This is a genomic window from Clostridium arbusti SL206 (genome assembly GCF_000246895.1).
GTDB lineage: Bacteria > Bacillota > Clostridia > Clostridiales > Clostridiaceae > Clostridium_I > Clostridium_I arbusti.
This window is the reverse complement of sequence record NZ_BAEV01000024.1, coordinates 26,399-41,390: the sequence shown is the minus strand read 5'-3', so window position 1 is coordinate 41,390 and position 14,992 is coordinate 26,399. Positions and strand designations below refer to the sequence as shown.

Below are 14,992 nucleotides of genomic sequence, written 5' to 3'. Positions count from 1 at the left end.
TTAAGAACTTGCTTCAACTGTTATCATTCTTATTTTATAAACTTGACAAAAATAATTAATAACTTCATAATCTAATTGTTGTATTCCTTTTCATTTAGGCATCTTCAAATAAATAACTAGTCAGTATACTAATATATTTCACTTGTTATTTATTTTCACATGCCTTATGTTTTATAAATATTTAATTATATATTACTGAGGAAGTGATTATTTTGCAGATTATTTTAAATGAAGCTTTAAAACTACATCCACTTAATAAATCAAAGGTAATTGCAGGTTCTAATGGTTTAGAGCGTCCAATAGACCAATTTGGAGTACTTGAAGCTCCAGATTCCTTTCATTTTGTAAAAAGAAATGAATTTCTTATGACTACAGGATACATGTTTAAGGACAGCCCTGAACTTCAATACAAAATCGTAAAGGAATTATACAATAGAGGTGTTTGCGCTTTAGGAATTAAAATAAATAGATATATAAAGGAAATTTCACAGAAAACTATAGATTTTTGTAATACTCACAATTTTCCTTTAATGTATATTCCCAATGAATATGGATGGTATGATTTTTTTTCTCCCCTCCTCCATTTAATGCATATAGTACAATTGGGGACAAATAAAGATATTTTAAATAAAATGACCACATTATCGGATACTATATTAAATAGTAATAGTTTTGACGAAATTACTAAACACATATATAAAATTTTTAATATCCCCTGTTATATATATATAAATTACAATAATATATCTGCTAGCTATCCCCCTAAATCACCTATCTCTGAAGAATCAATAACAGAGTTAATTGAAAAATTTCAGAATACACAAAATAATCTTATAATAAATAATATTAAAAGGATTATTTTTGAAAAGCAATCAATTTTATTTTGTTCTTTAAATCATAAAATGAGTTGTTATGGTTACATGTTTCTCTATGAAAAAAATGATGAACTTAAACCTGAAGATATCTCTCTGTTACAATATATTGTGATTTGCGTTCAATCTTATGTAAATAGATTTCTAAACTCTAATAGAAAATTTAGTCCAAGACAAAACAAATTTTTACTACAATTAGTTACTAATAAGACTATGGATAAAAACACTTTGTTATATAAATCTAATGAACTTAATATAGACTTATATAAAGACTATGTAGTGACTGTATCTAAAAATCTACCTATATCTGAATATGAAGATTTAGATAAAGTTTACACATTTATTGAAAATAACATTAATCTTAAATATAAAGTATTAAGTGCTTTTGAGTTCAATGGAAACTACATTATATTTAATCCTGTAAGCAAGAATATTTCTCCTATGGAAAATTATAAAAATACAAAATTAAAAATCATAAAAATTAAAAAGGAATTTGAAAATTTCTTCCATATAAATGATTTTAGTTTTGGAATAGGCACATACCATACTTCCATAGATGGAATTAAGACAAGCTATAACGAAGCAGTAAGAGCATTTGATTCTTACAAAAAATTTTTTAATAATAACTTTATTATAAATTTTAATGATCTTGGAATTTACTCTATATTAAGTAATCCTGGCATCAATAAAGACATCCAAAACTTTGCCAATAAATATATAGGTCTCATAATTATTTTTGACAAAAAAAATAATTCTGAATTACTTACAACTTTAAAAAACTTTTTTGAATGCCATAGAAGCTTTCGAAGTTGTGCAAAAGAAATGAACCTTCATCACAATACTATAAGATATAGATTAAAACAGATAGAAGAACTGTGCTGTATAGATATAACTTCTGAAAACGATTTATTAGAATTAGAACTTGCATTAAAACTTTTACCATTTATAAATAAATCTATTACCAAATAAATAATTGTAAATTAAAATACATCTATATTATAGGTAAAATATATAATATAGATGTACATATATATATAAAATATTTTGGAAGTAGCTATTTATACCACAATGCTATTCATGACACAATTCCAGTAGCAAATATAAATAACATGTGGAGAACAACAATTTTATAATAGTATTCTTTTAATTAGGCATATGAAAATAAATAACAAGTCAAAGATGCGACGTATATTTTGAAGTCAACAAGGAAATAGGTTCCTGAGATAGTAAGCTATCTTAGGGTTCTGTTGACGCATTGGGATTCAAAATAGACTAGCATACTGACTAGTTTATTTATTTGAATGTGCCTTAAGTTCATTTACATTTATATTAAGGCACATTCATATGCCTAATTAAAAATATTCTTTAATATATAACTCTTTACGTTACTCATTTCCTCTAGAGTATACTGAACTCCTTCTCTTCCTATACCCGTCATTTTAACTCCACCAAAAGCCATATCTGTATGCCTATAGTTTCCTGTTCCGTTTATCACAACATTTCCTACTTCAATTTTTGATGCTATATTTATAGCTGTTTTAGTATTCTTAGTTACAATTCCACAATGAAGACCGTATATAGGTGCGTTTGCTATTTCAATAGCCTCTTCTTCAGTGTCAAAACCAATTATAGGTATTGCTGGTCCAAATATCTCCATATCTTTAGCTATATCCATATCTAGTGTTACATCTACCAATACAGCAGGTTCAAAAAAAGCTTTGTTTCTAGTTCCTCCATATACACATTTTGCTCCTTGCTCAATTGTATGTTTAACTTGTTTTTCAATATCTATGGCTGCTCTTTCACTTATTAAACATCCTATATCTGTGCTATAATCAGCTGGATTTCCCCTTTTTACTTTTTCAAGTCTTTTTATAAGTTTCTCCGTAAACTCTTCTTTAACTTTATTACTAATAACTACTCTCTTTGTAGCACAGCAAGTCTGTCCAGTATTTGTTATTCTTCCAAGAATAGTTTCCTCTACTGCAAAATCTATGTCTGCATCTTCCAATACTATCATGGCATCGTTTCCACCCAGCTCTAAAAATACATTATGGAGATATTTTGATGATTTTTCAGCTACTTCAATACCAACCTCAGTACTTCCTGTTAAGCTAACAGCATTTATATCATGACTCTCTATAAGATGATTTCCTACTACAGAACCTCTTCCCGTTACTATTTGCGCTGCACCTTTAGGTACTCCTGCCTCTAATAAAAGCTCCACAAGCCTTATAGCTGTCAAAGGATTATCCGTAGCCGGCTTTATAATAACTGCATTGCCCATTACAAGAGCTGGTGCTACTTTATGAAAGAATAATTCCACGGGATAGTTAAATGGTACTATGCAGGCAATTGCTCCTAAAGGTTCTCTTCTTGTAAATATTAAATCTTTACCACATTCCGATTGACAATCAGGCATTACTTCACCACATAGATGATTAGCTCTTTCGATAAAGCCCGTAAATATTTTTGCGGCTGTACCTACTTCTCCTTCACATTCCTTTATTATTTTACCAGTTTCACTACATTCTAATTTTGATAGTTCTGATTTGTGTTCTTCCAGCAATCCAACATATTTTTTAAGTATTGTGGAACGTTCATATAACGGTGTCTGTCCCCAAACTTTCTTACCATTTTGAGCAGCTTGAATAGCTTTTTGTATATCTTCCGGTGTTGCACTTGGTACGGTATCCAAAACTTCTTGTGTGGCAGGATTTAAAACCTGTATTACCTTTTCATCACTTGAATTGACCTTTTCCCCATTAATAATCATCTTCATAATACAAACCTCCATTTTTATTCAATTATTGTGAACTTTTAGATATCTTATCTCTAGCTGCATTAAAACCTTTTCATAAAGTTCTAAAATCTACTATTAGATTCTACATTTACTATTTTAAGACTTTTTAATAGATTTTTATATAACCAGTTTTATATTTTTTTGAAACTGTTATTATACATTTGTACAATTATAGCTTTTTTAAATTCTACATTTACCTAAACTATACAACTAGAGTCAAAAATACTGTAAAATTTATTTATATTTTCTTTTATATGTCCACCATCAAAAATCCCTGAACCTATGACAATATTTGTAGCTCCACAATTTACTACACTCCTAATATTTTCAGAATTTATTCCACCATCCACCTGTATTTCAAAGCCATACTTATTTTTATCTTTAATAACTCTTGTATCTACAATTTTTTCTTTCATGGAACTTATAAATTGTTGTCCACCAAAACCTGGTTCTACAGTCATAATAAGCACTTTGTTTACTAAATTAAAAACATACCTTAAATTATTAATATTAGTTGATGGATTCAATGCAATACCTGCTTCTATTCCAAGGCTTTTAATATGCTGTATTGTCTTATATAAATGAGTGCAAGCTTCTTCATGCACTGTAATAGAATCTGCCCCTGACTCAACAAAAGTTTCTATATATCTTTCTGCATTATTTATCATTAGATGTACATCTAGTTTCATATTAGTAATTCTATTAATAGCTTTAATTTCACCTATTCCAAAAGCTAGATTGGATACAAAGTTTCCATCCATAACATCAATATGAATAGATTTTATATTACTTTCTTCAAGTATTCGTATATGTCTTTCCAAATTACAAAAATCAGCTGCTAACAATGAAGGATTTATTAATAAAGCCATTATTTACACCACCTATATGAAATATTTCACTCTCTTCAATTAATAATTTAAAAAACTCTATACAGATTTGTACAGAGCCTTTTAAATTGTATCTATTTATCCATTTTCAGTAAAACCTTAAAGTGATCTTTGTCATTTATAGAAAATTCCATAGCCTCTTTTATATCCTCTATATTAAATTCATTAGTTATAAGTCTCTTTAATTTATCATTGAATACATTGTTAATAATGACATCTAATGCAGCTGCAAAATTTATTTGTGCATGTATTCTTACTCCTTCCATTTTTAGTTCTTTTAAAGTTATAGCTCCTGTATCTACACTATAATTTTTACTTGGGATACCTATCATCATTATAGTTCCACCTATTTTAGTAGCTTTAGTCATTAAATCCGCTCCTGCCTGAACTCCTGAAACTTCATAAACTATATCAAATCCCATATTATTAGTTAAATTTTTGATTTTTCCATCTACATCATCTTTCAATGGATTAATCATATCAAATCCCATATCCATATCTTCAGCAAATTTAATACGTTTTTCATTTATTTCACTTATAACTACTTTAGATGCACCGTTAAGTTTTGCAACCATAGCTATTAAGATACCTATAGGACCTCCCCCTATTATTAATGCTGTCTGACCTACAATTAAATTACTTCTTCTAACATCATGCATAGCCACGGCTAAAGGTTCTACCAATGCTACAATTTTAGGATCTATATCTTCTGGTACTGCATAAACCTTTTTTAAAGGTACCTTTATATATTCTGCAAAACATCCATTACTGTGAACACCAAATATGTTTAAGTCTACGCAAACATTATCTCTTCCCTGTATACATAATTCGCATTTACCACATCCAGTTAAAGGCTGTGCTGCAACTCTTTGACCTATTTTAAAATCTATAGGTTTATCAGTATTAACCTTAGCTAATCTTCCTACAAATTCATGACCCGGTATCAATGGTGGTTTAGCCTGCTTATGATGTCCTGCAAATATATGAACATCTGTACCACAGATTCCAGCATATTCAACCTTTATTAAAGCTTCATCATATCCCAATTTTGGTTCTGGTACCTCTTTCATAACTATATTATTAAAATCTTCAATAACTGCTGCTTTCATATAATTAACCCCCATTATTTATTATTTTTTCTCTTTATAACTTTTTCTACTTGCTCCACTATATTAGAAAAATTCAATCCATATTTATCCTTCAAATAATCTATTGAGCCGACTTCTCCATAACAATCTCGCATTCCTATTCTCTCCATAGGTACAGGTGCATTTTCTCCTAGTACTTCTGCCACTGCTGATCCAAGGCCATTTAATATATTGTGATTTTCAGCTGTTACAATAGCACCAGTTTCCCTTGCACTTTTTATAATAGCTTCTTTATCAATAGGTTTTATAGTAAACATATTAAGTACTCTAATAGATATGCCTTTATCTTTTAGAATTTTTGCTGCCTTTATAGCTTCAGCTACTAATAAACCCGCTGCTATTACTGTAGCATCATACCCTGGAACTACTTCTACAGCCTTTCCTATTTTAAAAGTTGATCCTTCTTCATATATTTTTGTTGAAGTTTTTCTTACAAGTCTTATATAATACATTCCATATTTATCTTTAACTTGTCTTAAAATATCCTTTAACATAGTAACATCTGTAGGCTCCATAACAGTCATTTCAGGGATACCCCTCATTATACCTAAATCCTCATATGTTTGATGTGTACCTCCATTGTAAGCTGCTGTAATTCCAGGGTCACTTCCTACTATCCTTATATTTGCTTTCTGATATGATCCAGATATAGCAACTTGATCACAAGCTCTTCTTGATGCAAAAACCCCAAAGGTATGTGCAAAAGGTATTTTCCCAGTTAAAGACAATCCACTAGCTACTCCTATCATGTTTGCTTCAGCTATACCTACATTAAAAGTTCTTTCCGGATACTTTTTAGCAAAAGGTTTCATACCCATAGATGACATCAAATCTGCATCTAGCACTACTACTCTTTCATCCTTTTCTGCTAAATCTATAAGAGTTTCTGCATAAGCATCCCTCATAGCTTTTGAATCTACTACATTTTCCTTTGCTAATATTATACTCATAGTCTTCATACTCATAATTTTCACCATCCTTAATTATTTATTAATGTATTTAATTTTTTTTCTAATATTTTAATAGCCTCATTTCCCTGTTCCATTGATACATTTACATGATGATTATTTAAAGTATTTTCAGCAAAATTGCAGCCTTCACCTTTTCTTGTATTTAATATTATCATTGAAGGTTTCTCCTTTTGTTCCTTAGCTTTTTGAATTGCTTCCTCTATTTCTTCTACATTTGAACCATCTACACTCAATGAGTACCAGCCAAAATCTTCAAATTTTTCACGCATATCTCCTAAATCATTTACATCCTTTGTATATCCATCTATTTGTTGTTTGTTATAATCTACAAATGCAATCAAATTACTAGTTTTCTTTTGAGCTGCATATAATGCTGCTTCCCATACTTGTCCCTCATCACACTCGCCATCACCTAATATTACATAAACATAGCTATCTTTTTTATCCAGTCTGTGTCCTAATGCAACTCCTATTGCTGCAGACAATCCCTGCCCTAAAGAACCTGTAGTTACATCAATTCCTGGAGTTTTTGTTCTATCACAGTGACTAGGGAAATTTGTTCCATGTTGATTCAACGTTTTAAGCTCTTCTACTGGGAAAAAACCTCTTAAAGCCAAAGCAGAGTATACTGCTGGTCCTGCATGTCCTTTAGAGCATATAAACCAATCTCGATTCTCCATTTTAGGATTTTTAGGATCAATTTTCATGACATCACCATATAAAACTGATAACACATCGCATATGGACATAGCCCCACCAATATGACCAAAACCTCTTGTAGCAATTTGTCTTATAGTTTCTATTCTCATTCTTGTAGCAAAAATATTTAATTCTTTAACTTTATTTTTAACTAACATTTTTCTTCACCCCTTAATTTTTATATCATTCTTATTGAATTTATTATTATTTTAAAATTTTGCTATTCTCTTAGAATAAATTTTTATATACAGAAGATACAATTTTCTTATCAAAAGGAACATAGTTATTGTTAAGTAATCTTTGTTGAGTTTCAATTACCAGTGTTGAAAAATCATCTATTTCATTTTGCTGCATACCATATTTGCTGAGCTTTTTCTTGGATAAAAACCCTCCTAATATTTCATCTATTTTATCGTATATTACCTCTGCATCTTCTTTAACGTTTAAAATTTTTGAAATATAGGCATTTAATTCTTTGATTTTTCCTTTACTATTTATCTTATAATAAGTTCTTAAAACCTCTGTTAAAAATTGATAATTTGCTTCTCCATGTGCTACATGATATTTCCCACTTAATGGATAAGATATAGCATGTATGGCACCTACTCCTGTATTACTAAAAGCTATTCCTGCATAATTACTAGCTATAGCAAAATTATTCATAATTTCATTTCTGTAATCTTTACCTTTTTCAAGTATTTTTAAATATCCTTCTAATATAATTTTAATTGCTTCTAAACTATATAATTCTGTATAAGGATTAGATCTTGGTGCCAAATAAGATTCTATAGAATGTATTAAAGCATCAATAGAACTTGTTATAAATGGATTGAAAGGTAATGTCTTTAATAATTCTGTTATTAATACAGCATCATCGGGATAAAGTTCTTCAATGGCTAATCCAAACTTTGTATTCTTCTCCACAAAACCTACTATTGAAATATTGGTAACCTCACTACCTGTTCCACAAGTAGTTGGAACAATAACCAGTTCCTTATTTTTATTAAAAGGAATTTTTTTTGTAAAGAGATCATATAAATTTGTATCTTTAGATATACCTGAATGAGTCATTAATTTGGCTATATCAATTATAGTACCTCCTCCAACAGCTATAACTCTTTTATAGTTGAACTTTTCAGCTTCTTCAAATATGGTCTTTACCATTTCATCTGTTGGTTCTCCAAGACCATGCTTATGGAGTATATAGTTACATTTTAAGTTTAATGGTTTAAATATGGGTTCATATAGAGAACCTAAAGTGAATACAAGATCCCCTTCACCTATATTAAATTCTTCAGCAAATTCGCTAAATGCTTCAAAATTATGAATTTTGGGTTTGCAGTTGAACAATAACATAAACATCTTCTCCCTTGTTTTGTTTTCAATTAATATATCTCTTTATGTACATAATTATATTGCCTATTAGATACGTTTACATCGGACAATAATATAATATTAATGATTTTTTATTGTACGAATGTTCATATTCTAAGTATTTTCCATTAAAAATTTTAGTTATTATATATCTCAGCCTCACTATTTCCATCAACTCCGTGATACAAAGAGCACTCTCGATATATAAAAAAAGCAATAGACATTCCAGAAGATTCACAGAAGCAATTATCACTCACAGGATCACTAAGTATTTTCCCCCATCTGTCAGCTGAAAGACTAGTCGTAATTATTGTAGATTTTTTATGGCATTATTAACGGCAATAAGTCCAAGTCTCAATAATTTTCTCCTTAAAATAGTAAAAAGACGAGTAGTATACTCGCCTTTTTACTATTTACTTCTCAGATACTAATAAATTTCCATTATCATCTATTTTAAAATCCATTAATTTAGAAAGATCATCAATGTTTTTGATATATCCTCTGAAAACTTTTCCACCATATTTTCCATATTACTTTTTTGTCCAAATAATGACTCATATAATAAATAGGTGGAATTAACTAAGCTCTTCTTTTTTCTTTTACTTATTTAATTAGAATTATTCATTTAGTTCTGAGGTCCAATCTTTAATATTATCATTAATATTAAAAATCAGTTTTTTATTTTTTATAAGAATTACATTTTCATCTGGATATGTAATAACATCGTCTTCTTCACGAGTTCCTACATCAAGTATCTGTAATATTTCTGAACTGTTATTTATAAACTGATGTGCGATATCTTTACCAGCAGGTTTTAAAATAACATCACCTGTCTTTATTAATATTTCTTTTCCGTCTATTCTCAATATACCTTTTCCATTTATTATTAGAAAGAATTCTTCCTGTTTTCAATGTGAATGATACTTTACGCTTTCAGCACCAGGTTTTACATAGTCTATATTTGCATAAATTTTTTCACAGTCAATGGCATCTCCTATTAATATTGTTTTCATTTTAGATTGAAAATCAGGGTCATACATATATTCCTTGGGAATATTATCAATATTAGATATATTATTCATTCTATTTTCCTTTCAATATTTTACCTCATAGTAAATTGCCATTATTTATCAAGCAAATTTGTGGTTTAGTGAACATTATCTTACTGTTGCGTCTAATAAGAAAAATGTAAATTAACTCAGCTAGATATTATGTTCATTTTGTTCAATCAGATAAATTGGAATTTGTAGTTACGTGAAGTTTTATATATGCCATACATATAGTGCCATATCATAATTATTTCCAAAATTCTTCTTACCTGCATATATAAAACCTTTATTTTCATATAGCATCTTCAATTTATTTCTTTGCAAATTACAATCTAATCTTAGTGAATTAATACCATTTCTTATTGATAAATGTTTTGCAAAGTTAATAAGTTCTTTTGAAATACCTTTACCTGCAAATTCTCTTTTAACTGCTAACTTATGTATATATAGTGACTTTCCCTTTGGAATTTCAGGCCAATATTTTGTGTCTAAATCAGTTATAGCTATACATGCTACAGGTACCCTATTCTGATAATCAATATAAAAATCATTAATCTGATAATCTTTTGATAGAGAATTCCACTTTATACTTTCCTCATCCCATTGATTCTATAATTTATTTTTTTTCATCCAAATTACTGAATCTAACAGAATTTCCTCAATGATGAGAATATCATTTTCACCTGCCTGCTTTATCATAAATTATCCTCCATAAATTCTTTATTATGAATAAAATCATGTTCTTTTACAAATTACTATTTTATTACCCAACCTAAAATTGAAATTTAGCTATTTCATTCTTTTAATTGTTTCATCTAATGAAATACATTCTGCATATCTGCCATTCCACATAAATTCATTGTAATATTGATAACTTTGTTCTGATGACATAAATTTATTATTAACTGTTGTATTTGCATATGCTGGAACTATAATATTAAATCCATGTTCAAATCCACATTTTATAGTAGCATCAATACAATAATCTGTTTGAAGCCCTACAATGATTATATCTTTTTCACCCTTATCTATTAAATATTCTAATAATCCTGTCCCTTTAAAAGCACTATTAACCTTTTTATCAAATATTTTTTCATCATTTATTGGTTGAAACTTTTCATATATTTCAAAGCCATCAGCTCCTTTTGTTAATTCATTTCCTATTCCATCATCATGACGTACATATACTACTTCAATATTATTTTCCCTAGCCTCATGTATTATTTCTTTAACATTAGATACAAACATATCAAATTCATATAATTTTTCATTTGTTATTAACTTTTGTGTATCAACTACTAATAAAACCATTTTAATCTCCTTTCTAAATTACTATTTTATTACCCAACCTAAAATTGGAATTTATTTCTTCTTATCTTTTTTATTGATAGCACCTAAAGAGCAAAAAAGAGCAACACCTATAGCAATCCAAATGGCAATATTCACTTGAAATCCCCCTCTAAAATTACTATTTTCCTGTGGATTATATAAATAAATCTTTTATTCATACTTTTCTACTACTACAAACTATTTTCATATTAGCATTCAAAGAAATTTTTATCATAATACAGTGTTAATAAATTCATTTTTAGGTTCCTTAACAATAAGATATATCTAATTGCATATTTATCCAGATTCAATTATAAATACTCTATCTTAAATTTTTTTAGCTTTGGAAAATATGGTAAACACTCTATTTCCTCTAATGTCCAACCATGTTCTTTATATATAAACTGAATCATCTTATTTCTTTAATCCGTTTATTTAGCTTATTTATAAATTTTTTCTTCCTATCAGGAGAAATTAATATAAAATTATTATAGTAGTTTATAGAATACTGAATTTTTATTCTATCCATTGACAAAGCTGGTGATGATATAGGATTATTACTTTCTTTAAAGGAAATGATATTTATATAATCAATTTTTATGTTTGTTATTAATCCGCAGCGTATATAAATATATGAATCTTCTAAAACATAATATGTAGAAACATACATTGGTAAAATAATAAGTATAAGCAAAATTAACATAAAAACAAATATTATAATTACTAATTTTGATGAATTTGTAATGTACATGGATAAAATCCGTACTGTAAATAAAATATATGACCATATTAAAATATGAAACCACCAAGTAATTTTTGATTTAAACTTCATGTTAAGCACCACCATTACTTTATAATACTTTAATGTCTAGCTACATTTTATTTTTAAAATTACAAGAACCATCTGAAGTTAATCCATTTCATTTACTTATGTTTGTCCAAAATTTCTTTTCTTCACATACACTTTTCTAATCATGTCAATCAAGGTTTTATATAAGCATATCCTTCTCTCTGTTTATCTATAAGTTCTAAAATTCCAGTCGGCACTATATCTATGAAATTCATTATATCCTCTTTTTTTATACACAAAGAATTCAATGCATTATTACAAGCAACAAATTTAACTCCCTTATTACTTAAATCTTTCATAAATGTACTATATGTATTTAAACCATTATTCAAATTATAAAACTTAACTGCTTCTGAGTTTGCTAACACTTCAATTTCAAACTTTTCAACATTTATAGATTTTAATAAATTACCAACATTTTTTAGTAGTAGTCCCCATTTGTTTAATTCATCTATATGAAATATTACTTTAATTTCTCTCATATTAACCATCCCCTTTACAATCCTCTTATTATATAGGATTTAATATACTATAAATTAACAACTTATCATTTCTATATGAAAAAATCATTCTTGAAATTCTACAAGTGCTTGAAGATGTCTTGAGCATAATGGTCTATCAACAATAACTTTAATCTGTTTAGATAAATAATCTAACATACATATCCACCTTTTCTTAACTTATTCAAAATACCCATTTCCATTTTTTCTCTCTAATCCATTAACCCTTGGCCATTTCCCTGTTTCACTAATTGTAGAACAATTTATGATTCTAATATGGCACATAAAATGACGATATTGCCCTAACACCAAGGCTAGCCTGGTATATTTACACCCATCAGGCTTTTTATATAACATATCATCTGTTAATTTATTTAAATATTTATTAATCTTAATTTTTATACTATCAAAATAGTTACTTAGCTCTTCCTTAGTTAATGTACCATCACTTTTGATATCAAGTGAATTCAGATTTTCCTCATGAAAAGAAGGCTCATCATATATTTCTGGATTAATAAACCATCTATCAAGAGAATGAAGTGTATGATACAAGTGCTTCCAAATAGGCATTTCGCAGACAATAGCATTTAAATCACAAGTTTGTAGTGTTATATTCATGTTAGAAAACATAATGTCAGTTTGTTCAATAATAGTATCAACTAATTGCTTTTTCATCTCATCACTCCTTGTATAATGTGGTCATAACATCAATGGAAAACTATATTACTATAAATAAATGAAAGTTAAAAAATAAACTTCCTAATGACTGATTTAACTACTTTGTAGACCATAAAACCTAAAACACAACCTATTGTATTTAAAATAACATCATCAATATCTAACACACCCACATTTAAAATAAACTGACCGAATAGTGGAAAATTTAATTTATGGAAAAAACTTCACCCAAGGGGTGAAGTTCAATAATTATTTGTACACATGAAGAAGTATAATAATTATTATTGCTATTGCATCAAATATTCCAATAATAGTTTTAAAAGACAATTTTCCTTTCATATATTTTCTCTCTTCCATATTTATAGACAGATTACTTCGATAAAAATTTTATGATTTTATAAGTAAATTATACCATAAAAAGCTTACACTCTTAAGGTAAAAAATTGTATTAATAGGAAAATTTACACCACCAGGATGAATTGCTCAACATAATAATATGTATACATATCTAAATAATCTAATGAGCATAATAGAAAAAAGGAGTGATCACAATGTTTAATCCATTTGATGAAAAACCCATGCCCATAGAAGATGGTATTATGGACTGGAAAACTATGTACCCAAAGTCATATTCAAAACAAACTATTGATCCCTATACAAGAATTCGCATAATTTTGATGAATGGAATTGAAGTTGAATCAACTTTTTTCTCTCATCAATTCCATCGCCATTGCAACAACAATGACCTACGTCGAGAATTAGCCATGATGCGCCGAGTGGAACAGCAGCAGCAAAAGCATATTAACTGGCTCAAGCCCCTTGATGAAACACAGCTTGAAACAACCATTGGCTACGAGCATGTTGCTGTAGATCTAACTGCCTGGCTTGCTCAAAATGAACCTAATTCTTATGTGAAACAATCGCTTGATTTTGCATTGCTAGAGGATTTCGATCATCTATACCGTTATTCAAATCTATTGAATTTGGATGCAAATATTCCTTCACAACAGCTTGTAAAAAAATATGTAGATATAACTCCGGGACGTCCAACTATAGCAGAACACCGTTATCCTGAAGAAGAAGCCAAACGATTTGTTGATTTTAAGAAGGCAGATATCCGCACAAAACTTAATACGATGATCATTACGGCTGGAGAACAGCAGACCATGAATTTCTATATGAACCTTGGCAATACATACTCCAACGATATAGGCCGTCAGCTTTATATGGAAATTGCTATGATAGAAGAGCAGCATGTAAGCCAATACGGATCACTAATTGATCCAAACTGCACATGGCTAGAAAGTCTTTTGCTGCATGAATATATGGAATGTTATCTATATTACTCCTTCTATGAGGATGAAGTGGACACCAATGTGAAATCCATATGGGATATGCATCTGCATCAGGAGATATCTCATTTACACAAAGCTGCTGAACTTCTTGGCAAATATGAAAATAAGCAGTGGGAAGAAGTTGTTCCCGGTGCTTTCCCAAAATTGCTTCAGTTCCATGATACTAGAGACTATGTACGAGATGTTCTTGCAAATCAAATTGAGCTCACTGCCGATAAAGAAGATTTCAAAAATATTCATGACCTTCCTGAGGATCATAAATTCTTCTTTTATCAAAACAAAGTGAACCATGACGTTTCCTCAGTAGCTAGTCATGTGATAATCGATCAGCATCAGAAACAGAAAGGTGAGGATTATCGTTCAGAATCTCAGCCAAATCCAGTATCTGGATTATCAGATAGAAAGCAGGACAATACTGAGATAGCAAGAACAAGTAAATCTATGTCATTAGTTTAGAGATAAATATTTAATAAAATT

General features: G+C 28.9%; 15 protein-coding genes and 1 pseudogene. 2 read left to right on the top strand and 14 right to left on the bottom strand.

Translation table 11 applies throughout. The features are described 5' to 3' along the window. The first annotated feature begins 212 nt into the window (after positions 1-212). Positions 213-1,841 carry a PucR family transcriptional regulator gene (locus RH99_RS06520; RefSeq protein WP_010235576.1) on the top strand — a complete coding sequence of 543 codons (1,629 nt, stop codon included), beginning with the start codon at positions 213-215 and terminating at the stop codon, positions 1,839-1,841. A gap of 379 nt (positions 1,842-2,220) precedes the next feature. On the opposite strand, the gene RH99_RS06515 is transcribed toward RH99_RS06520, so the two are convergent. The 14 genes and pseudogenes from RH99_RS06515 to RH99_RS18560 form a co-directional block, all read right to left on the bottom strand. Next, positions 2,221-3,654: an aldehyde dehydrogenase family protein gene (locus tag RH99_RS06515; RefSeq protein ID WP_010235573.1), complete on the bottom strand. Its 1,434-nt coding sequence runs from the start codon at positions 3,652-3,654 to the stop codon at positions 2,221-2,223. A gap of 218 nt (positions 3,655-3,872) precedes the next feature. Next, positions 3,873-4,544 (bottom strand): ribulose-phosphate 3-epimerase, encoded by a 672-nt coding sequence (rpe, locus tag RH99_RS06510; protein WP_010235570.1) that lies wholly within the window; start codon positions 4,542-4,544, stop codon positions 3,873-3,875. A 92-nt stretch (positions 4,545-4,636) separates the two neighbouring features. Further along, on the bottom strand, positions 4,637-5,671 hold the full coding sequence (locus tag RH99_RS06505; protein ID WP_010235568.1) for a zinc-dependent alcohol dehydrogenase: 1,035 nt from the start codon (positions 5,669-5,671) through the stop codon (positions 4,637-4,639). Between the two features lie 14 nt (positions 5,672-5,685). Then, positions 5,686-6,675 (bottom strand): transketolase family protein, encoded by a 990-nt coding sequence (locus tag RH99_RS06500; protein WP_010235566.1) that lies wholly within the window; start codon positions 6,673-6,675, stop codon positions 5,686-5,688. Positions 6,676-6,689: 14 nt separating this feature from the next. Next, positions 6,690-7,538 carry a transketolase gene (locus RH99_RS06495; RefSeq protein WP_010235564.1) on the bottom strand — a complete coding sequence of 283 codons (849 nt, stop codon included), beginning with the start codon at positions 7,536-7,538 and terminating at the stop codon, positions 6,690-6,692. 70 nt (positions 7,539-7,608) lie between these two features. After that, the gene (locus RH99_RS06490) at positions 7,609-8,736 is read right to left on the bottom strand and encodes a 4-hydroxybutyrate dehydrogenase (RefSeq protein WP_010235561.1); all 1,128 of its coding nucleotides are present in this window, start codon (positions 8,734-8,736) and stop codon (positions 7,609-7,611) included. 635 nt (positions 8,737-9,371) lie between these two features. Continuing rightward, positions 9,372-9,647 (bottom strand): annotated as a pseudogene (locus RH99_RS19680) (cupin domain-containing protein); the annotation flags it as partial. 15 nt (positions 9,648-9,662) lie between these two features. After that, positions 9,663-9,836 (bottom strand): cupin domain-containing protein, encoded by a 174-nt coding sequence (locus RH99_RS19675; RefSeq protein WP_243441459.1) that lies wholly within the window; start codon positions 9,834-9,836, stop codon positions 9,663-9,665. A 180-nt stretch (positions 9,837-10,016) separates the two neighbouring features. Next, on the bottom strand, positions 10,017-10,358 hold the full coding sequence (locus RH99_RS19670) for a GNAT family N-acetyltransferase (RefSeq protein WP_373854702.1): 342 nt from the start codon (positions 10,356-10,358) through the stop codon (positions 10,017-10,019). Between the two features lie 234 nt (positions 10,359-10,592). Next, positions 10,593-11,114, bottom strand: a complete 522-nt coding sequence (locus RH99_RS06480; protein ID WP_010235560.1) for a cysteine hydrolase family protein — start codon at positions 11,112-11,114, stop codon at positions 10,593-10,595. A gap of 427 nt (positions 11,115-11,541) precedes the next feature. Next, on the bottom strand, positions 11,542-11,964 hold the full coding sequence (locus RH99_RS06475; RefSeq protein ID WP_010235558.1) for a PH domain-containing protein: 423 nt from the start codon (positions 11,962-11,964) through the stop codon (positions 11,542-11,544). Positions 11,965-12,113: 149 nt separating this feature from the next. Continuing rightward, complete coding sequence (locus RH99_RS06470) at positions 12,114-12,464, bottom strand: DsrE family protein (RefSeq protein WP_010235555.1); 351 nt, start codon at positions 12,462-12,464, stop codon at positions 12,114-12,116. Positions 12,465-12,662: 198 nt separating this feature from the next. Further along, the gene (locus RH99_RS06465; protein ID WP_010235552.1) at positions 12,663-13,157 is read right to left on the bottom strand and encodes a hypothetical protein; all 495 of its coding nucleotides are present in this window, start codon (positions 13,155-13,157) and stop codon (positions 12,663-12,665) included. Between the two features lie 68 nt (positions 13,158-13,225). After that, positions 13,226-13,342, bottom strand: coding sequence for a VanZ family protein (locus tag RH99_RS18560; RefSeq protein ID WP_081504378.1), 117 nt, complete (start codon positions 13,340-13,342; stop codon positions 13,226-13,228). Between the two features lie 369 nt (positions 13,343-13,711). Between RH99_RS18560 and RH99_RS06460 the strand changes: the two genes are divergently transcribed. Beyond that, the gene (locus RH99_RS06460) at positions 13,712-14,971 is read left to right on the top strand and encodes a hypothetical protein (RefSeq protein ID WP_010235547.1); all 1,260 of its coding nucleotides are present in this window, start codon (positions 13,712-13,714) and stop codon (positions 14,969-14,971) included. Positions 14,972-14,992 lie beyond the last annotated feature (21 nt).

Excerpts from the sequence above, each read along its gene's own strand:
- RH99_RS19675 (WP_243441459.1), bottom strand. The coding sequence starts at position 9,836 with ATGAATAATATATCTAATATTGATAATATTCCCAAGGAATATATGTAT.
- rpe (WP_010235570.1), bottom strand. The coding sequence starts at position 4,544 with ATGGCTTTATTAATAAATCCTTCATTGTTAGCAGCTGATTTTTGTAAT.
- RH99_RS06465 (WP_010235552.1), bottom strand. The coding sequence starts at position 13,157 with ATGAAAAAGCAATTAGTTGATACTATTATTGAACAAACTGACATTATG.
- RH99_RS06470 (WP_010235555.1), bottom strand. The coding sequence starts at position 12,464 with ATGAGAGAAATTAAAGTAATATTTCATATAGATGAATTAAACAAATGG.
- RH99_RS06475 (WP_010235558.1), bottom strand. The coding sequence starts at position 11,964 with ATGAAGTTTAAATCAAAAATTACTTGGTGGTTTCATATTTTAATATGG.
- RH99_RS06460 (WP_010235547.1), top strand. The coding sequence starts at position 13,712 with ATGTTTAATCCATTTGATGAAAAACCCATGCCCATAGAAGATGGTATT.
- RH99_RS06495 (WP_010235564.1), bottom strand. The coding sequence starts at position 7,538 with ATGTTAGTTAAAAATAAAGTTAAAGAATTAAATATTTTTGCTACAAGA.
- RH99_RS06490 (WP_010235561.1), bottom strand. The coding sequence starts at position 8,736 with ATGTTATTGTTCAACTGCAAACCCAAAATTCATAATTTTGAAGCATTT.
- RH99_RS06515 (WP_010235573.1), bottom strand. The coding sequence starts at position 3,654 with ATGAAGATGATTATTAATGGGGAAAAGGTCAATTCAAGTGATGAAAAG.
- RH99_RS06500 (WP_010235566.1), bottom strand. The coding sequence starts at position 6,675 with ATGAGTATGAAGACTATGAGTATAATATTAGCAAAGGAAAATGTAGTA.
- RH99_RS06505 (WP_010235568.1), bottom strand. The coding sequence starts at position 5,671 with ATGAAAGCAGCAGTTATTGAAGATTTTAATAATATAGTTATGAAAGAG.
- RH99_RS06480 (WP_010235560.1), bottom strand. The coding sequence starts at position 11,114 with ATGGTTTTATTAGTAGTTGATACACAAAAGTTAATAACAAATGAAAAA.